Source organism: Nocardia sp. NPDC051052, assembly GCF_044456045.1.
Taxonomy (GTDB): Bacteria; Actinomycetota; Actinomycetes; order Mycobacteriales; family Mycobacteriaceae; genus Nocardia.
Genome location: NZ_JBITFL010000009.1, coordinates 307,984 through 327,374, shown reverse-complemented (window position 1 = coordinate 327,374; position 19,391 = coordinate 307,984). Strand labels below are relative to the sequence as shown.

Annotated in this window: 16 protein-coding genes; 8 read left to right on the top strand and 8 right to left on the bottom strand. The window is 67.4% G+C overall.

Annotated features, from left to right (window positions below):
• Positions 1 to 10: 10 nt before the first annotated feature.
• Positions 11 to 436, top strand: coding sequence for a GyrI-like domain-containing protein (locus ACIBCN_RS30135; protein ID WP_396995078.1), 426 nt, complete (start codon positions 11 to 13; stop codon positions 434 to 436).
• Between the two features lie 88 nt (positions 437 to 524).
• Here ACIBCN_RS30135 and ACIBCN_RS30130 read toward each other — a convergent pair whose 3' ends face one another.
• Complete coding sequence (locus ACIBCN_RS30130) at positions 525 to 1,625, bottom strand: inositol-3-phosphate synthase (protein ID WP_396995077.1); 1,101 nt, start codon at positions 1,623 to 1,625, stop codon at positions 525 to 527.
• On the bottom strand, positions 1,618 to 2,175 hold the full coding sequence (locus ACIBCN_RS30125; protein WP_107653374.1) for a PadR family transcriptional regulator: 558 nt from the start codon (positions 2,173 to 2,175) through the stop codon (positions 1,618 to 1,620). The genes ACIBCN_RS30130 and ACIBCN_RS30125 overlap by 8 nt, the downstream gene beginning before the upstream one ends.
• 170 nt (positions 2,176 to 2,345) lie before the next feature.
• Between ACIBCN_RS30125 and ACIBCN_RS30120 the strand changes: the two genes are divergently transcribed.
• The 3 genes from ACIBCN_RS30120 to ACIBCN_RS30110 all read left to right on the top strand — a co-directional run bounded on the left by ACIBCN_RS30120 (position 2,346) and on the right by ACIBCN_RS30110 (position 7,609).
• Positions 2,346 to 2,756 (top strand): DUF5318 domain-containing protein, encoded by a 411-nt coding sequence (locus tag ACIBCN_RS30120; protein WP_191093751.1) that lies wholly within the window; start codon positions 2,346 to 2,348, stop codon positions 2,754 to 2,756.
• Positions 2,757 to 2,853: 97 nt separating this feature from the next.
• Positions 2,854 to 5,604 (top strand): transglycosylase domain-containing protein, encoded by a 2,751-nt coding sequence (locus ACIBCN_RS30115; protein WP_396995076.1) that lies wholly within the window; start codon positions 2,854 to 2,856, stop codon positions 5,602 to 5,604.
• A gap of 160 nt (positions 5,605 to 5,764) precedes the next feature.
• Positions 5,765 to 7,609, top strand: a complete 1,845-nt coding sequence (locus tag ACIBCN_RS30110) for a glycosyltransferase family 87 protein (RefSeq protein ID WP_396995075.1) — start codon at positions 5,765 to 5,767, stop codon at positions 7,607 to 7,609.
• Here ACIBCN_RS30110 and ACIBCN_RS30105 read toward each other — a convergent pair.
• Together ACIBCN_RS30105 and ACIBCN_RS30100 are read right to left on the bottom strand one after the other, a co-directional pair.
• Positions 7,591 to 9,219 (bottom strand): TerD family protein, encoded by a 1,629-nt coding sequence (locus ACIBCN_RS30105; RefSeq protein ID WP_396995074.1) that lies wholly within the window; start codon positions 9,217 to 9,219, stop codon positions 7,591 to 7,593. The two genes, ACIBCN_RS30110 and ACIBCN_RS30105, sit on opposite strands and share 19 nt — an antisense overlap.
• Before the next feature lie 31 nt (positions 9,220 to 9,250).
• Positions 9,251 to 10,684: a TerD family protein gene (locus ACIBCN_RS30100; protein ID WP_396995073.1), complete on the bottom strand. Its 1,434-nt coding sequence runs from the start codon at positions 10,682 to 10,684 to the stop codon at positions 9,251 to 9,253.
• A 185-nt stretch (positions 10,685 to 10,869) separates the two neighbouring features.
• Here ACIBCN_RS30100 and ACIBCN_RS30095 point away from each other — a divergent pair, with 185 nt between their 5' ends.
• From ACIBCN_RS30095 to ACIBCN_RS30080, 4 genes are all read left to right on the top strand, one after another.
• Positions 10,870 to 11,493, top strand: a complete 624-nt coding sequence (locus ACIBCN_RS30095) for an AIM24 family protein (RefSeq protein WP_396995178.1) — start codon at positions 10,870 to 10,872, stop codon at positions 11,491 to 11,493.
• Between the two features lie 10 nt (positions 11,494 to 11,503).
• Positions 11,504 to 12,199, top strand: coding sequence for an AIM24 family protein (locus tag ACIBCN_RS30090; protein ID WP_396995072.1), 696 nt, complete (start codon positions 11,504 to 11,506; stop codon positions 12,197 to 12,199).
• Between the two features lie 2 nt (positions 12,200 to 12,201).
• Entirely contained in the window at positions 12,202 to 12,966 is a 765-nt protein-coding gene (locus tag ACIBCN_RS30085) for an AIM24 family protein (RefSeq protein WP_396995177.1), read from the top strand.
• A 108-nt stretch (positions 12,967 to 13,074) separates the two neighbouring features.
• Positions 13,075 to 13,845 carry a hypothetical protein gene (locus tag ACIBCN_RS30080; RefSeq protein WP_396995071.1) on the top strand — a complete coding sequence of 257 codons (771 nt, stop codon included), beginning with the start codon at positions 13,075 to 13,077 and terminating at the stop codon, positions 13,843 to 13,845.
• Here the strand turns inward: ACIBCN_RS30080 and ACIBCN_RS30075 are convergent, their stop codons facing one another.
• From ACIBCN_RS30075 to ACIBCN_RS30060, 4 genes are all read right to left on the bottom strand, one after another.
• Positions 13,846 to 14,763, bottom strand: coding sequence for an NAD-dependent epimerase/dehydratase family protein (locus ACIBCN_RS30075; protein WP_396995070.1), 918 nt, complete (start codon positions 14,761 to 14,763; stop codon positions 13,846 to 13,848).
• A gap of 74 nt (positions 14,764 to 14,837) precedes the next feature.
• Positions 14,838 to 15,683, bottom strand: a complete 846-nt coding sequence (locus ACIBCN_RS30070) for an HAD family hydrolase (protein ID WP_396995069.1) — start codon at positions 15,681 to 15,683, stop codon at positions 14,838 to 14,840.
• A complete protein-coding gene (locus ACIBCN_RS30065; protein WP_396995068.1) occupies positions 15,680 to 18,169 on the bottom strand; it encodes a phosphoribosyltransferase in 2,490 nt (829 codons plus the stop codon). The genes ACIBCN_RS30070 and ACIBCN_RS30065 overlap by 4 nt, the downstream gene beginning before the upstream one ends.
• Positions 18,166 to 19,380 carry an HpcH/HpaI aldolase/citrate lyase family protein gene (locus ACIBCN_RS30060; RefSeq protein WP_396995067.1) on the bottom strand — a complete coding sequence of 405 codons (1,215 nt, stop codon included), beginning with the start codon at positions 19,378 to 19,380 and terminating at the stop codon, positions 18,166 to 18,168. The genes ACIBCN_RS30065 and ACIBCN_RS30060 overlap by 4 nt, the downstream gene beginning before the upstream one ends.
• Positions 19,381 to 19,391 lie beyond the last annotated feature (11 nt).

Genomic DNA, 19,391 nt, shown 5'->3' with positions numbered 1-19,391 from the left:
GAACAAGACTGTGGACTTCGAGATTGTCACGTTGGACCAGAGCCTGGTCGCCGGACTAACCGTCCCGCTCGCCGGACGCGAGGTGACCGCGCGCGACCTCGACCTGGTGAACTTCACCTGGGACCGCTACCTGGCGCGGGAGAAGAACGTGCCACGGGTGGCCGCCTACATCGGTCAGAACGACCACGCCGTCGCCGTACTCGGCTACGAGGTGGCGTCGATGGACGACATGGACGCGGGCGACGTGCTCACCCGCCTCCCGCAGGGCCGCTACGCCAAGTTCGTCGTCTCCGACAAGCCCTACGACCTCCTGCGCACCGCCTGGGCCCAGGTCCGCAAGGCGGAGAGCGCCGGAACCATCACCCGCTCACACACCGCGGAGATCGAGCGCTACACGGGCCCGACCTCGGTCGAGGTCTACGTCTCGCTGGACTGACCTCCGCACCACGGCAAACGAGCCGGGCCCCACGAAAGTTCGTGGGGCCCGGCTCGTTTCGTTGCCAGAACTACGCGGCGCTACCGAACTACTCGGCGCCGATGATGAACGCTTCCAGCTGGGTGCGGGCGACGTCGTCAGCCAGCTGCTTGGGCGGGGACTTCATCAGGTAGGCCGAGGCCGGAATGACCGGGCCACCGATGCCACGGTCCTTGGCGATCTTCGCCGCGCGGACCGCGTCGATGATGATGCCCGCCGAGTTCGGCGAGTCCCACACCTCGAGCTTGTACTCCAGGCTCAGCGGCACGTCGCCGAAGGCGCGGCCCTCGAGCCGGACGTAGGCCCACTTGCGGTCGTCGAGCCAGCTGACGTGGTCGGACGGGCCGATGTGCACGTCCTTGGCGCCCATTTCCTTCTTCAGGTTGCTGGTGACGGCCTGCGTCTTGGAGATCTTCTTCGACTCCAGGCGCTCGCGCTCCAGCATGTTCTTGAAGTCCATGTTGCCGCCGACGTTCAGCTGCATGGTGCGGTCGAGCTGCACACCGCGATCCTCGAACAGCTTGGCCATCACGCGGTGCGTGATGGTCGCGCCGACCTGGCTCTTGATGTCGTCACCGACGATGGGCACGCCCGCCTTGGTGAACTTCTCGGCCCACACCGGGTCGGAGGCGATGAACACCGGCAGCGCGTTGACGAAGGCGACGTTGGCGTCGATGGCGCACTGCGCGTAGAACTTGTCGGCCTCCTCCGAACCCACCGGCAGGTAGGAGACGAGGACGTCGACGTTGTTGTCCTTCAGGACCTTGACCACGTCGACCGGCTCGGCCTCGGACAGGTCGATGGTCTCGGCGTAGTACTTGCCGATGCCGTCGAGCGTCGGACCGCGCTGCACGACAACGTCGCTCGGCGGCACGTCGGAGATCTTGATGGTGTTGTTCTCGCTGGCGAAGATGGCCTCGGCGAGGTCGAAACCGACCTTCTTCGCGTCGACATCGAACGCGGCGACGAACTTCACGTCCCGGACGTGGTATTTGCCGAATTTGACGTGCATGAGCCCGGGCACGGTCGCGGTCTCGTCCGCGTCCTTGTAGTACTGCACACCCTGGACCAGCGAGGAAGCGCAGTTACCCACACCTACGATGGCGACGCGAACTTCTGTGGCGTTGTCAGCCTTCTTGTCATCACTCATGGCCGATATTTCCCTCTTTCTGTGGTGCCGCCTTCGTCGATTGCTCCGCCGCAATCAACTCGTTGAGCCAGCGCACTTCGCGCTCGCTTGATTCGAGTCCGAGCTGGTGGAGCTGCCGGGTGTAGCGATCGAGTGAGCCACTGGCCTTCTTGATCGCCTCCCGGAGTCCTTCTCGGCGCTCCTCGACCTGGCGTCGCCTGCCCTCCAGAATCCGCATCCGCGCGGTGGCGGGGGTGCGGCTGAAGAAGGCGAGATGAACGCCGAAGCCGTCGTCGGTGTAGTTCTGCGGTCCGGTGTCGGCGAGCAGTTCACTGAACCGCTCGCGGCCGGCCGGAGTCAGTTGGTAGACGCGGCGGGCACGTCGGGTGACCACGCCCGCCGGAATCTCCTCGGCGATCAACCCGTCCGACTGCATGCGGCGCAGCGTGGGATAGAGCGACCCGTAGGAGAAGGCCCGAAACGCGCCGAGCAGGCCGGTGAGCCGCTTACGCAGCTCGTAGCCGTGCATGGGCGATTCGAGGAGCAGCCCGAGGATGGCCAGCTCGAGCACCGGGCTTCACCTCCCTGACTATGTACAGACCTAACCGATGGATGCGACTGCCAACTATATCGGACCGATATAACCGTGCACAGGCCTGGTCGATATAAACAGGGATCTACCGGGCATCTCATACCCCTGAGCCAGGGCGGCCCCTCGGCAACACCGCTACTCTGGTTCTCGTGCGAATCCAGCGGCAAGTGGTCGACTACGCCCTACGGCGTCGGTCGTTGCTGGCTGACGTGTATGCGGGCCGCGTCGATGTCGCCTCGGTATGTGATGCGAATCCCTACCTGCTGCGTGCGGCGAAGTTCCACGGTCGGGGGAGCGAGGTCACATGCCCGATCTGCCGGAAAGAACAGCTCACGCTTGTATCTTGGGTCTACGGCGACGGTCTCGGACCGGTGGCGGGGTCCGCTCGCACACCAGAGGAGCTGACCCGCCTCGCCGAGACTCGTGAGGAGTTCTCGGTCCATGTCGTCGAGGTATGCCGCAGCTGCAGCTGGAATCATCTGGTGCAGTCCTACGTCCTCGGTACCACGCCGGCGCCAACGCGGCGTCGCACCGGGACCCGGCGCACCGCAGCCGAATGAAGTGCCCGGTCATCTGCCCGTCGGATGACTCGCGGAGCCACCACGTGTCCGCAGCGGTCGAGATGACCGCCCCGAGCCATCCGCAACGTTACGAGTTATGGAGATCTTGTCAGTGAATTCGCCCTACGAGACTTCCCCTTACGGCGATGAACCGCACGGCGGCCGTCCTCCACGGAGTTCACAGCCTGGTCCCAATCCGTATCAGAATCCACGCCCCGGCCCGCCGCCAGGCGCCCGGCCTGGACCGCCGCCCGCGCAGCGCCCCGCCCCCTACCCGGGGGAACTTCGTGGCCCGCAGCCGCAGCGTCGTCCAGGACCGCCCCCGCCGCAGCAGCAGCAGCGGCCGCCGCAGGGCCGGCCGAACCCGGCACCGCCGCCCGGCGCGCAGTCAACTCAGAAGATCGAGCGGAATTCGCTGACCGACGCCGTCGCCGAGCGCGGCAGGCGTGGCGGCCCGCCCACCGGCCCGCGGCCGACCGCCGACCGGGCCCGCCGCGTCGGCGACCCGGGCAACGGCACCGGCGAACGCAGGCAGACCGCGGGTGGACCGCCGTCCGGCCCGCCGCCGCGCCGCAACGGCGGCAGCGGCGGTGATGGTTCCGGCCCTGGCAAACGCAAGCCCGGTGCGAAGAAGAAATCGCCGTGGCGAATCGTGCGCCGGGTCATCTACGTGATGATGGCCATGGCCATCCTGATACCCAGTGGCGTCTTCCTCATCGCCTACACGACTGTTTCGGTACCCAAGCCCGGTGACCTCAAAACCAATCAGGTCACGACCATCCTCGCCTCCGACGGCGAAACGGTGGTCAGCAAAGTCGTTCCGCCGGAAGGCAACCGGACCGACGTCACGATCGAGCAGATCCCGGCGCACGTCCGCAACGCGGTGATCGCCGCCGAGGACCGGGACTTCTACTCCAACCCCGGCTTCTCGATCTCCGGCTTCGCCCGCGCCGCCAGGGACAACGTCCTCGGCAAGGAAAGCGCCGGTGGTGGTTCCACGATCACCCAGCAGTATGTGAAAAACGCGCTGGTCGGCGACGAGCGCTCGCTCACCCGAAAGCTGCACGAGCTGGTCATCTCCGCGAAGATGGCGCGCCAGTGGAGCAAGGAAGACATCCTCGCCGCGTACCTGAACACCATCTACTTCGGTCGCGGCGCCTACGGCATCGACGCCGCCGCCAAGGCCTACTTCGAAAAGCCGGTGACGGAACTGACCGCCGCGGAGGGCGCGGTGCTCGCCGCCACCATCCAGCAGCCGTCCGGCCTGGACCCGGAGAAGAACCCGGAGGGCGCGAAGACCCGCTGGAACTATGTGCTCGACGGCATGGTCGCCGGCGGCAACCTGCCCGCCGCCGAACGGCAGGGCATGCAGTATCCGCGTGTTGCCCCGGTGTCGACGACCAAGGACAAGACCCTGGACACCGGGCCGGAGGGCTTGATCAAGACGCAGGTGCTCAAGGAGCTGGCCGCCGAGGGCATCAGCGAGCAGCAGATGAACACCGCGGGCCTGTCGATCACCACCACGATCGATCCGAAGGCGCAGAAGGCGGCCGTCGACGCGGCGCAGAAGAAGATGCAGGGCGAGCCGGAGAAGCTGCGCACCGCGGTCGTCTCGGTGGATCCGAAGTCCGGTGGGGTGCGTGCCTACTACGGCGGTGAAGACGGCCAGGGTTGGGACTACGCCAACGCCGGTCTGCAGCCGGGCTCGTCGTTCAAGGTGTTCGGTCTCGCGGCGAATCTCGAACAGGGCGTTCCGCTTTCGCAGATGTACGACAGCTCGCCGGTCACCGTCAACGGCATCAAGATCACCAACGTCGAGGGTGAGGGGTGCGGCACCTGCACCATCGCCGAGGCCTTGAAGCGGTCGCTGAACACCAGCTTCTACCGCATGGAGGTCGACATGGGCAACGGTCCCAAGAAGATCGCCGACATGGCGCACAAGCTCGGTATCCCGGAGAACATTCCCGGCATCGGCCCGTCGCTCGTCGATGCGGACGGCGGCGGCCCGAACAACGGCATCGTGCTCGGCCAGTACGACTCGCGTCCGCTCGACATGGCTTCGGCCTACGCCACTTTGGCGGCCTCGGGCATCTACCACAAGCCGCATTTCGTGCAGAAGGTCGTCGCCGCCGACGGCACCGTGGTGCTCGATCGCGGTGAGGTGGCCGGCGAAAAGCGGGTCGACGCCGCGGTGGCCGACAATGCCACCGACGCGATGAAGCCCATCGCGGCGTGGTCGCGCAACCACAATCTGGCGGGCGGCCGCGAGTCGGCCACCAAGACCGGCACCGCCCAACTCGGCGACACCCTCGACAACAAGGACGCCTGGATGGTCGGCTACACGCCGTCCCTGTCCACCGCGGTGTGGGTGGGTGCGGTCGACAGCACGGCGCTGCGTAACTACCAGGGCGGCATGATCTATGGCTCCGGTCTGCCGTCCGACATCTGGAAGGCCACCATGGACGGTGCGCTGGAGGGCACGAAGAACGAGACCTTCCCGAAGCCGGCTCCGATCAAGGGGCAGGCCGGTGTGCCTGCCTATTCGGCTCCGTTCACCCCGCCGTCTACCACCGAGGCGCCGCCGCTGATCCCGCCGATCATGCTGCCGCCCCAGATCGACACCCCGTTCGGGCCGATCCAGATCCCGGGTGCCCAACCGCGCCCACAGGCCCAGCAGCAGCCGCAACAGCAGCAACAGCGCGAAGACGGCCCGACACCGCTGCCCGGCCAGCCGATGGCGACCGACCCGTCATCGCCGAGCTCGACCGGCACGCCGCGGCCCGGCACCAACGGATATACCAATCAGGGTGAAAGCACCGGAGCTCCACCCACCCCCCGCAGCAGGTAGCCCGACCCCGCGGCACCTGGCCGAACCTGGCACGGTGCCGCGGGGTCGCGGCAAAACACCTGCGAAAGCGTAATCCGCACTGCGCGTACCGCCGCTATCCAGCCGAGTGGGGACGACGCGATCCGAACCCATAGCCGAACTCAAGGTAGCGTCGGGTGCCGTGACCGATCAGGAACTGGTGGACCAGCGAACGAACGGGAGCGTGCCGCAAACGGGTGGGGCGTCTTCCGGCGGGGCGCACTATGTCGCCCCCGGGCCGCTCGCGCCGGATCTGCGGTCGGCCGACGCACGGGATCGGCCCAGTCGCAATGATTCGCTCACCGCGCAGTTGTCCACCGTCATCGGGGGTCCGGTGGGTGAGCACGCGCTGATCGGGCGGGTACGGTTCTGGACGCCGATGCGGGTGCTGCTGGCGTTCACGGTGGTGTTCCTCGCGTTCGGCTGGTTCGGCAAGGCGGGCTGCATTCAGCAGACCGGCGCGGACGGATCGCTCTCGCTCGACTGGAACAACGGCCGTCAATACGTGGCGATGTGCTACTCGGACACGGTGCCGCTGTATGGCGCGGAACGGTTGAACGAGGGTGCCTTCCCGTACAAGAAGGAGTGGACCGAACAGACATCGGACGGTGGCCGGGAAACCCGGTACATGGAATATCCGGTGTTATCCGGTCTGTACCAATACCTTTCGATGCGGATCGCCAAAGCCTGGGATGCGTCGCCGCTGCCCGGCGCGCTGCAGGTGGTGATCTACTTCAACGTCGTCGCGTTCGGCCTCGCGCTGGCCTGGCTGGTCACCGTGTGGGCGACCGCGCAGCTGGCCGGGCGCCGGGTGTGGGACGCGGCGCTGGTCGCCTGCTCACCGCTGGTGATCGTGCACATCTTCACCAATTTCGACGCGCTGGCAACGGCTTTGGCCGCGACCGGCCTGCTCGCCTGGGCGCGCCGACGCCCGGTGCTCGCGGGCCTGCTGCTCGGCCTCGGCGGCGCCGCCAAGCTGTATCCGCTGCTGCTGCTCGGCCCGATCGTGGTGCTGTGCCTGCGCGCCGATCCGATGCAGCGGCTGCCGAGCACCCAGCTCGGGCTGCGCCTGCGCGATATCGACGGCTGGGCGACGGCGCGGGACTGGCTCCGCGAAACCCCGTATCGCATCCACCTACTCAGCACCAGGCCGCTCGGCGCCGCCGCCGTGACGGTCGGGGCCGCGCTGGGCACCTGGCTGGTGGTGAACCTGCCCATCGCCGCGCTGTATCCGAACGGGTGGCGGGAATTCTTCCGGCTCAACACCTCCCGGCACGCCGACCCGGACTCGATCTACAACGTGATCACCTCGTTCACCGGCTGGCCCGGTTTCGACGGGACGCTCAGCCACGAGCAACAGCCGGTCATCCTGAACGCGGTGTCGCTGCTGGTCTTCGTCGCCGCGTGCGCGGTGATCGGCTACATCGCGCTCACCGCGCCGCAACGCCCACGGCTCGCGCAGCTGTGCTTCCTGGTGGTTGCCGCGTTCCTGCTGACGAACAAGGTGTGGAGCCCGCAGTATTCGCTGTGGCTGGTGCCGATCGCCGTGCTCGCGCTGCCGCACCGGCGAATCCTGTTGGCCTGGATGACGATCGACGCGCTGGTCTGGGCGCCGCGGATGTTCTACTACCTCGGCCTCGACAAGAAGGGCCTGCCCGAGCAGTGGTTCACCGGCACCGTGGTGCTGCGCGACCTCGCGGTGATCGCGTTGTGCGCCTTGATCGTTCGGCAGATCTATCGGCCCGACGAGGATCTGGTGCGCCGCGACTACGTCGATGACCCGGTCGGCGGCGTAGTCGACCGGGCGCCGGATCCGTTGCTGCCCTGGCTGCCCGAGCTGCTGCGGCCCCGGGTGGCACCGACCCGCGAGTGGCACTCGCGGGTCGGCGACGCCAGCGGCGTGAGCGTCCGGCCCGGCGGCGGCAGCGCGGGCAACCCCGGCGGGGTAGCGAACGCCGCGAATCCAAGTCAGTGGGTGCGCAGATAACGCGCTAGCAGCGCCGGTTCCTGGGGCAGCAGGTCCAGATCCAGCTGCCACGGGCTGCCGGTCCACGGATCGAACAGCGGGGTCCCGTCGATGGTCGGCAGGTGCCTGCAGGACTGGGAAAGCATCGCCACGGTGCTGTCGTCCGAGTCGGATTCGTCGCTGCCGATGATCACCGTCGAGAGCCCGATCAGGTCGCCACGCATGATCAGCGAACCGATCCGCTGCGCGTCCGAACTCTGGTAGCCGTGCGGGAAATCGGCGGCGACCAGGATCCGATGCTCGGTGGGCGGACTGCCCATGCCGCTGGCGAAGGCCAATTCGGCCAGCTCGGCGGCCTGCACCAGGGCCTGCAACCGCTCCGAGATGTCGGCGTGGTCGGTGATCGGCGGACCGTTCAGCACCGGCGCGAGCAGTCCGGTGAAGCCGCTGAACGCCCCGGTCAGATCGATGATGTCGACCATGGTGCGCCGACCGGGTGCCGAGGTGAGCAGCCGCGCGAGCAGCGCGCCCACCACCGGCGCCACCGCGCGGGTGGACTCGGTATCGATCCACAGCGGCCGATTCAGCGGTACCGGAACGCAATACGGCACCCGCAGCGTCCCGCGTTCGCGGGCGTACAGCTCGCCGAGCCGGATACCGTCGCTCGGCCTGATCGGCTTGTCCCAGACCGGTGAGTCCCAGGACGCCAGCGCGGGCGGCAGCATCAGGTCGGCGTCGGCGAGCTCGCGCACCAGCTGCGCGCTGTCGCGCTGATGGTTGCTTTCGGCGGTGGCGATCAACTCGTCGCTGCGTTGCTCGGCGGCCCGGCGCGCGGCATCGGCGGCCGGGGTGTTGCGCGTCGCGGGATCCGAGACGGCGACCGACATTTCGTGATCGAGGCGCTTGGCCGCGTAGTCGCGGGCGGAGACCAGCGCGGCGGCCGAGCGGGCGGCGTCCTCGAAGATCATCCACAGGCGTTCCAGGCCGTGCCCGACTTCCAGCGGTGCCGCCCCGGCGGAGCGGGCGTCGCTCGCCATCGACCCGGCCATGGTGTGCACGCCGGGGCCTGGCTGCCGGGTGGCACTCGGCTGCGGCACGTCGCCGGTCTGCGCCGCCGAACCGGTTTGCGCCGACGGGTCCGCGGGATCGTCCTCGACCTCGACGCCGTGCGCGGTCAGCAGCACCCCGAGCCCGCCGGAGTAGCCCTGGCCGACGGCGCGCAGCCGCCAGTCGGTGCCGCGGCGGTACACCTCCAGACAGATCAGCGCCGCCTCGCCGGACGACGGCGTGATCACGAATTCCGCTGCTACCTGCTCGTTTTCGGACAGCGTCGCGGTAATCGTGCCGAGGCCGCCCGGCCGCCCCGGCACGGCCGGGTCGGCACTGACCACCAGCAGCACCGACTTGGCGTCGCCGCGTATCCCGGGCAGCGTGATGGTCACCTGGTCCGCGTCCAGCCGCACGCCCTGAGCGCTCGGCTGGTTGTAGAAGACGAAATCGTCCGGGCTGAACACCTTGAGGTTCTCCGCCACGACCAGCGCCGAAACATCCAGCGCCGCCTCGGCTTTCGCCCCGAACCGAACGACATCACCGGTCAGCGGCATATTCTGACCGGGCTTCAGTTGAATCACGTTGTCTGCCTTGCTGTTCGCGCCACGTCGATCAAGCGTGCTGCAGGAACCGGCCGAGGTGGGGCACGGCTTCGCCGGGGTGCTTGGCCGCGAAGCCCTCGCCGATCGCCTGCAGCTTCCAGTCGTTGCCGACCCGGAACACCTTGGCCATCGCCATCGCGGTGAACGGCATGCCGCCGGCCAGTGTGTACCTGGCCAATTCGGCGTTATTGGTGCCATCGACCAAGCGGCAGAACGCATTCTGGATCTGCTCGAAGGTGTGACCCTTGTAGGAGGTCACGATGAACACCAGCGTGCTCACGTGCGCCGGAATACGGGTGAGATCGACCAGGATCACCTCGTCGTCGCCCTCGCCCTCACCGGTGAGGTTGTCGCCCTGGTGCCGGATCGAGCCGTCCTTGGAGGTCAGCTGGCCGTAGTAGGCGACGTCCACCGGGTTGGTATCGGCGAACATCACCACCGACGCGTCCAGATCCACGTCGACGGTGCGGTTGCCGAACATGCCACGGTTCTTCACCGGATCCCAGCCGAGACCCATCTTGACGAAGGTCAGCGCGGCACCACCCTCCTTGCGCAGGGTGACCCGCTGGCCCTTGGTCAGGCTGACCGGGCGGTCCTTGCTCAGGCTCACTTCGGCGGGCGGCTGCTGCGGCACCGGCTGCCCTGGCGGCGGATAAGCACCCTGCGCGGGCGGCGGATAAGCACCTTGCGCGGGCGGCGGATAACCACCGGGGCCGGGCGGGGGCGGGTAGCCGGGGCCGGGCGGGGGGTAACCAGGTCCGGGCGGCGGGTAGCCACCGGTCGGCGCGCCCTGCGGATTCTGCTGGGCCGGGTACGCGGGCGGCGGGTAGTTCGGCGCGGGCTGCGTCGGGTAGGCCGGGGGCTGCTGGGCCGGGTAGGCGGGCGGCGGTGGCGCGGCCTGATGGACGGGTTGCGCCTGCTGCGTCGGCTGGGCCGGCGAGTCGTCGACCGTCACGCCGTGGTCGGTGACCAGCGCGGCGAAACCACCCGCGTATCCCTGGCCGACGGCGCGCACCTTCCAGCTGCCCTGACGGCGGTACAGCTCCAGCGCGATCACGATCGACTCGGTGCTCAAACCCTCGATCTGGTACTCGAACAACCGATTACCGGTCGCGTCCGACACGATCGCGGTGGGCGCGGGAAACCGGCCGAAGTTGCTGTTCGCGTCGTCGAGGGTGATCACCGCGCGGATCTGCGCGATATCGGCGGGCACCGCGTTCAGCGACACCGCAAGCGAGGCGGGTTGCCCGGCGGGGGCGGGCTGCAAGTTGACCCCAGGTCCGCTCGGCTGGTTGAAGAAGACGAAGTCCGCGTCGGTACGGACCTTGCCCTGTTCGGTGACCAATAGTGCGGACAGATCCGCGGGCGCCGTGAGCTGGATGGAGACCACCACGTCGTTCGTGGCCAGCGGACCGTTTTGGCCCTTGGCGAGTGTTGCGGACAAGTTAGACCCTTCGCTTGTCGGTGCGTTCGAATGCCACTCTACGAGAAACGCTCGGGTGACGGTTCCGGTAAACGAGTCGATGATCCCCGGCAGTTCTTGGGGGCCATCAGTTAATGTGACGGCACGCAGTTGGAATGTGGCGTTTTTCCAAGTTCGGCGATCGAGACAGCAGGCAGCACACCCTCATGGCGCAACTGTTCGAACAATCCAAGAAGGTGATCGAGGCGCATCTCGCCGGGACCAGTCTCCACGCGATTTCCGGCTCGATGGTCGCTTACGAAGGCAACGTGCAGTTCAAGGCCGCCGGTTTCGGCGGCGGCGACGGCGTGCTCGCCGGGCTCAAGCGCCGCGCGACGGGCGAGAAACTCGCCCTGATGGAATGCTCCGGCAACGGCCGGGTGTTCTTCGCGGTGAACGGCCAGCACGTCACTGTGGTCAACCTGAACAACGAGACGTTGCAGGTGGAATCCCAGCAACTGCTCGCGTTCGCCGGGAACCTGCGCACCGACGTACGATTCGCCGGGCTGCGCGGGGCGTCGACCGGGGCCGGCTTGTTCACCACCACGGTGACCGGGCAGGGGCAGGTCGCGCTGCTGTCGGCGGGCGGGCCACTGATCCACCTCGAGGTGTCGCCGCAGTACCCACTGGTGGTCGACCCGGACGCGTTCGTCGCGGCGCGCGGCAACCTCAATCAGTCCTTCGTCACCGATGTTTCGTGGCGCACACTGGTCGGCCAGGACGCCGGCGAGGCGTTCTCGCTGCGCTGGGACGGCCAGGGCGTGGTCTTGATCCAGCCGGCGGAACGGTAAGGGCGAGCGGATGTTCGAGAAAGTCAACGGCAAAGTAGTCAAGGTCAATGTCGGAATGGCGGGTGGCGTGGCCGCCCGCACCGGCGCGATGTTGTTCTATACCGGCGATGTTTCCTTTGCGCCGCACCAGGTTCCGGGCGGTCAGGGCATGGGTGGCGGCGGCGGGCTGATGCGGGTGGCCGGTCGGATGATGGCGGGTGAGCACGAGCGCACCATGCTCGCGCAGGGCACCGGCGAGGTGCATTACGGATTCGCGGGACTGGAAGTCCATGTGGTCCAGATGCAACCGGGTGCGACGCTGCGGGTCGAGGCTTCCCGGCTGCTGGCCAATACCGCCGGATTACAGAGTTCCATTGTCTCGGTGATGAGTTCGGGTGGCGGCGGTGGCGGCGGGTTGATGGGTGCGTTACGCGGTGCCGCGACCGGTGCGCTGACCGGTCAGGGCATGTTCACCACTCAACTGTCCGGGCAAGGATCGGCGGTGCTGCTCGCACACGGCGGGTTCCTGGAATTGCCCGTGGGCGGGCCTGATCCGATCGTGGTGGACCCACAGGCGTTCGTCGCCGCATACGGGAATGTGCAGACTGAACTGAAAACGGCACTCAGCTGGCGCGACGCGGTAGGGCGTGGCTCCGGCGAAGCCATGCAATTGCATTGTGTCGGACAGGGTGTCGTGTACGTGCAGGCCTCGGAAGAGAAGTTGTGACCATGCCGGAAATCCTGAATCCGATGAATCTCGGTGAGAGCGACAATCTTCCGGGAAACAGCTACGCCTACTGCATCGACCTGAACAAGCCATGGTTCATGCGCAAAGGCGCGATGATCGCCTACTACGGCGACATGCGATTCCAGCTGCTCACCCACGGCCTGCAGGGCGGGCTGTTGCACATGGTGGCGCAGCAATTCTCGGCGCCGCTGTTCGCCGGCGACTATGTGGTGGCCGAGGGGCACGGGAAACTGATCATCGGCGACCGCGGCTACGACATCAATTCCTATGACCTCGAGGACAACGGCAATCTCACCATCCGCGCCGCCAACCTGCTCGCGTTCGAGCCGGGCCTGTCGCTGAACCAGTCCATCGTGCCCGGCTTTCTCACCCTGCTCGGCACCGGCAAGTTCCTCGCCTCCTCCAACGGCCCGGTCATGTTCGCCGAGCCGCCGCTGCGGGTTGACCCGGAGGCCCTGGTCGGCTGGGCCGACTGCCCCTCCCCCAGCCATCACTACGACCAGCGCTGGATCTCCGGCTTCCTGGCCGCGGGCGCCGCCCGCTTCGGCGTCAACTCCGGCGAGGAACGTCAATTCGACTTCACCGGCGCGGGCACCGTGCTGATCCAATCCAGCGAGAAGGTGCTCAGCGACGCCATGCTGGTGCGCACCATCGAGGGCCAGATCCAGAGCGGCATCACCCCGACCGGCCTGCAACGCCTGCAGGGCATCATCGCCCAGCAGCTCGGCGGTCAGCAGGGCCACTGAGCCCGGCGGTCGGACCTGGCAATCCTCCCCCGGATCATCCGTTCGGCGGACTCAGCGAGCCGCGGCACGGCGTTAGTTTTCCGGCAGGACTTCTCGCTGGGAGGCGTTATGAGTGTCGGTTTGATGTTGGTCATCATCGCCGGGGCGATCGTGTTGATCGTGAAACGGTTCATGGGAGAGCCGGTGGACGCGCGGGATACGTTCGTGACGCCATTGATCCTGGTGGGAATCGGCGTGTACAGCGTGACCAAAGTCGAGGACCTCAGCGGGATCGACATCGTCTGGTTGGTGATCGGCGGGGTGGTCGGCATCGCGTTCGGTGCCGTGCGCGGCACCACCACCGTGTTGTTCGAACGCGATGGGCATCTCTGGCAGCGATATACCGTGAAAACCCTTGTTATTTGGGGAGCCTCGGTGGCAACGGGTTTCGGGATCAGTCTGCTCGGCGCCACCATGGGGATGCATCACGACGCCAAGCCGATCACGTTGTCGATCGGTATCGGCATGCTCGGTGAGATGCTCACGCTCGGGCTGCGTGCGCTGTCCACCGGGGTTCCGTTCGCGCCGGACAAGAAGGCGGCGGCTCGGTCGAATACTTCTGGCCAACGCCAAGAGGACAATTCGTACCTCGACCGTTTCCTCAACAACCTCGGGCACCCGGGGACCGCGCAACCACGGGACCCCGGTGCGCGGGACCGCGACTTCGACCCCAACCCGCCGCGCGACCGGTCCGAACAAGACCATTACCTGCGTAAGTCCGCGCCGCCCGAGGCACGATACGACAATCGCGCCTACCGGGAGCAGCCGCGAAGCGATCGCTCGCCGACCCTGCGCGACGGCCTCGACTGGCTCAATCGGGCCCGCGACCGCAGGCCATGATCACCGCGGGCAGCTCGGCGCCCCGGTCTGCGTCCACCCATCGCGCAGAATCGTCTCGATATCGGAGCTTCTTGTCTCCCAATGTAATTCAGTGCGCGCCAGGCTGCTGTCGCTGACCAGCCGTGGCGGCTCAGGTACCGCGGGAAGATGCTCGACGGAGATGGCCCGGCCGGTCAACCGCGCGGCCGCCGCCACCAGTTCGTTCACGCTGGTGCCATTACCGCTGCCGATGTTGTACCGCCGACACGAACCAGGGGCGGGCAGGTGCGTGAGCGACGCGGCGAAAGCTGTTGCGGCGTCATCGATATGCACATAGTCGCGAACCGCGGTGCCATCACCGTTGATCGCCAGGCAAGGACTGTCACCCGCCGCCACCGAAAGAACGCGCGGGATGATCCTGGTCGGATCCCGATCGGCGCCACCCGCAATGTTGAACAGCCGTAAGACTATTGCTGACAGACGTCCGGTCGCCGCCTGTGCGGCGATCACCGATTCGGCGGCCTGCTTGCTCGCCGCGTATGGATTCGGCGGACGGTCCGGCAGCTCCTCCGACATCGGTTGCCGCTCCGGCGTGCCATAGATCGACGCGGTGGACGCGAAAACCAGCCCGCGCACCTTCGCCTCGGCCATCGCCCGCAGCAGCGAGACCGTGCCGCCGACATTGACCTCGAAATAGCGCAGCGGATCGGCGAACGATTCGCGAACGCGGGTGAGCCCGGCCAGATGGCACACCGCGTCGACCTCCCGCAGAGCCGCGGTCAGTGACTCGGTGTCGAGCAGATCGGCGACCAGCACCCCGTGCGGCACGCGCGTCCGCCCGGGACGCACCAGTCCCGCCACATCATGACCGTCGACACGCGACGCCTCGACCACGGCACCGCCGAGATATCCGTTCGCACCCGTCACCAGTACCCGCACCGAGCCATTGTCGGCCCGGACGCCGTTTCCGGCCTACCCGACAGCCGGTGCGTCGGGTCAGTAGTAATTCACGCCTATTCAGCCGTCGGTGAGCCCTTGATGAACCAGTTGATGATTTCCTCGCCCGCGAGAATGCCGGTGGCGCGGGTGATGGTGAGGTTCGGATGGGTCCAGTTGAGGTGTTCGAGTTCGCCGTGCCGTGGGCGGATGGCGTAGTCGGCGGCGCGCAGCATCTCGGCGTCGAGTGCGCCGTCGCCCGCCGCGAAAGTCCTTGCCTCGGTGGCAAGTTCGCCGGAGCCGAGGAGGCGGCGGCGGACCTCCGCGACGGCGTGGCTCTTGCAGACGACGTCGGGCATCGAGTAGATCTTGCGGCCCTGCTGGGAGGCGGACCAGCCGCGGGCCCGGCACCAGGCGTCCCACTCGGCGAGGAAGCCGGCCGGGACCTCTTTGGGGCGGACGACGAGGTAGCAGAAGAGGTCGTCGGCCTCGCGGAACTTGGTGACCCACGAATCGTCGACGCGGGTACGGAGTTCGGCGGTGACCTCGGACAGGGTCGCGCCGCCCGCGCGGACCTTGGCGTCGATGTCGATGCGCCAGCGCAGGTCGGGCACGCCGTCGACGAGGATATTGCCGCCGTTGCTGGTGATGGCGTAATGCCATGGGGCGCCGGGCAATTGGATGCGATCGAACTGCTTGATGGTGCGCGTGGTGGTGGGAATGACCGCGGCGGGCTCGGTGAGGGTCTGCATGCGCAGCGCGGCCGCCGTCGTCATGAACGACAGCGGCGCGCCCTCGAGATGTTCCACGCAGACGGTCGGTACGTCGGTGTTCGCGCTGAAAGCATTGCGCGAGTAGATCATCGTTCGATCCAGGTCGGTGGCGACCAGCGTGTGTCTTCGACGCCTGCGTAGCTCCATCATGTCTGCTGCACGTCCTTGATCAGTCCCATACACGAATAGGCCAGGTCGGGCACGACCTCGACCGGCACGCCGCGGGCCGCGGCGAGCAGACGAATGTGCGCGTGCTCGGGCGCCTCGGCGTCGCGAACCAGCACCAGCGACGGCATCCGCCGCAACAGCACCCGGGTGGTCTCGCCGACCCCGGGCTTCACGAAATTCACACTGGCAATGCCGTATTCGGCGCGCACCTGCTCGACCGAGGCCCAGCCCGTCCAGGTCGGCGTGCGGTCACTGTCCCGAACGGTCGCCACCTGCGCGGGCACCCGGTCGCGGACGGCGTCGAACGCGGCACTGACCGTGTCGAGCAGGCGCAGAGAGACATCGTCGCCCGCCAGCTCACGGTAGTACTTGGCGCCGTGGAACTCGCCGGTCGCGATCAACGTGTCGTTGAGCACGGTGCGGGAAACCAGGCCGGACACGGTGGAATTCAGGCAGGCCGAGGCAATCAGGAAATCGTCGCGGGTGCCATAGGTGCGGACACAGTGGCCCGGATCGGCCAGCACGGCGAGCTCACCGTTGAACCGGGCGCCACCCGCCGCGTGATAGGCGTCGAGGGCCTCGGTGAGCTCCCGCGTGATCGCGCCCTTACCTGTCCAGCCGTCCACGAACACGATCGACGCCGGATCATGATGCCGTGCAAGGTAATCCAGCGCCACCGCGTCGATCCCGCGATCGCGCACGATCGATACCGCATAGTGCGGCACCTCGAGACTCGGCAGGTCGGCGCCGCGCCCGGAGCGCAGCCACCGTCGCATCAGGATGCCGATCGGCGTACCGGCGCGGGCCAGCGACACCAGCACGATGTCGTCGCCGCGCTCGGCCACCACGAGTTCCGCGACGGTCGCCACGGCCAGCGCCAGCCGCTCGGCACTGTCGGCGAGTACCTCGTCGAACAGCGAACGGTAGGCGGCGTCCGGCTGGTATTCGATCGGCAGGGACTCCGCGTAGTGCGCGGCACCGGACTGGATGCGTCGTTCCCGGTCGGCCACGTCGGCCTCGAGGTCGACCTCGGACAGGTCCTTCAGCAGCCAGGAAACCTCCTCGGCCGCATACGATCCGAACGCGGGACCGTGCAGCGGCTCGGGGAGCGTGGTCGCGCCGCGTTCAGCGCGCAGCCTGCGCGGATCGGCGCCGGGAAGCACCGCGACCAGCACATCCGCTCCGGAGGCCGTCAGTACGTCGACGAGCCCGCCGTCCGCGACGAGTTCCGCCGTGTCAGCCGGCGGATCGATGACGACCACCAGGACCGGATCGACCGCGGCGGGCCGAACAGGCTGCTCCGACTGACCGGAGAATTCCGCCGCCCAGTGCGCGTTGTACAGATAACGCGGCTGTTCCTGCCCGGATTCCGGTGCGGTGAAACGGAATCCGCGACGCAGCGGATAGCCCGGCTCATCCAGTACATACGCCGGCGACCGGGTGGTGGTCTGGTACCGAGTAGGCGTGCCGGAATCGGCCAGCTCCGCCGCCAACCGCAGCGGCAGATACATCAGCTCCTCGTGCGCGAGCACGATCACGGGCCGACCGGCGAACTCCGCGTCGAGCCGCGACCGCAGCGCGTCGTTCGCCGCACCGACGGCCGCGTCGAATGCGGTGTAATCCGAACGCAGCACCCCGTGCCTGCCGCCCTCCGGTACCGAAGCGGGCCATGGCAGATCGATCCGCGCGAACGAACCACGCTGCGCGGCAACCGGGTTAAGCACAGGCTCGGGCAGCTCCGCAACGGCGTCCACCAGTCCGTCCGGCAGCACGGTGTGGCCCGACGCCAAGCAGACAGTGTCGATGCTCGCGCCCAACTCCGCCGCCGCCTGCTCGAAGGCGACGCGATCGGCCGCCGAACGCATATCCACCAGCGAGGCCAGCACATACTGCGAGCGTGGCGAGAACGCGTGCAGCGCGCGAATCGCGTCCAGCGCGGTAGCGCCGGTAGAGATTTCGTCGTCGACCAGCACCAGCGGCAGATCGTTGACGAAGATATCGGCGGGCATCGGTTGCAGCTGATGCGAGGTGGCGTGCGAGTGCCCCTCCTCGAACCCGGTCAGTGTTTCCGCCGCGTCGACATCGCGCCGCGTCGAATGCAGATAGCCGACCGCATCCATTCGGGCCGCGACGCAATGACCGAGTCCGGTAGCGGTTTCGGCGAACCCGAGCACCAGCGCCTCGCGGCCGCCGAGCACCTCACGCACCAGATCACCGAGCCGATTCGCACCGTCGAGCACCACCCGAGGGTCGGTCGGCAGATGTTTACCGAGCACCGTGGACACCAGCAGATGCACTCGCTTCGGATTACGCCGCAGCCCAGGCTGAATCAGCTCCGCGATGGCCAGCTCAGCGGGCAACGCACTGTCCGGCCGGGCCACGCCGTACGACGCCGCATGATCCAGCCGTAGACCGAGAGTTTTTGTCGCCCAGGGAATTCCGACAACATCGAGGGCGGCGCCGCTCATACCGTCACCAACGCCGTCAGCAAATCCACGAACGAAACTCCCTTGTTGGCCACACCGAAAACCCGCGCCCGCAGCAGCGTCTGCCGCGCCCAGCTACGGTGCGGCCGCATCTCATTCATCTTGTTCCGATACCCCGACGCCGCGACGCCGCCGACATCCACCTGCAGAATGTCCAGCGCGTCCGAGTACTCCTCGTGCGTCACCACCGACAACGCGTGTACCGCAGCCACATGCGACGGATGGATCACCGTCTTGCCCTGGATCCCATTGGCCCGATCGAGGGTGATCTCCCGCAGCAGCCCGTCCAGGTCCCGGCTCACCAGGTATTGCCGGAACGGCACCGCGTCGGATTCCTCGAACGGCGCGGTGCGCAGTAACGGCCGGAACATCCGCTCGTGATCGGCGAAGTACTCCCAGACCGGTCCGGTGATCACGAACCCGGTCCCATCTGTACGCCCGAGGTAGTTCACGATGTCGGCGATGACATCGGCGACCACCCGCACGTCGTAGATGGTCAGGTCGCGGTCGCGCCGGATGCCGAAGGTCGAACACATGTCGGTCGCGCCGACCCGCACCGCGAGCACCCGCTCCCGATGCTCGGCAAGCAGCTCCGCGATCTGGGTCAGTTCCTGATCCCGGGTCTGCCGGTGCACCAGCCCCGCCGATTCCAGCACCGGCATCCCATAGATCGGGCGGTCGAGCAGCCGTACCGCCGCGCTCAGCGCGTTCAGATATTTCGGTCCCGTCGTGCTGTCGAACTTCGGGAAAACGAATCCGGTCAACACCGACGCGCCCGCACCCAGCTGCTCGGCGATCTCGGTGATCGTGTCCGCGTCGCGCACCCGGACGAACAGCAACGGATTCGAATCCCCATTGGCCGCAAGCAGATTCAGCGCGTCAACGGTCTGCCGCTTGGCGAACTCGACCTCGTGATCGGCGACCGCGTCCTCGAGATCGATCACCATCGAGCACACCCCGCGCTCGGCCCGTTTGCTGATGGTCAAGGCCAGGTCCGGCCGGGTGGCCGGCGCGTAGAGCGTCGCGCCCAGCGCGACGGCCAGTAATTCTCGATCGGTGTAGTCGTCGCCGAACGGCTCCGGCGCCCGGTGAAACAAATTCCGTGCCTCGGGGCCGTGCAGCTGCCGGAAGTGGCGCAGCGGCATTCGCTTCCGCAGGGAAACTTCCCGCTGGACGGCGAAGCCTGCGGTCATCGTTATCCCAC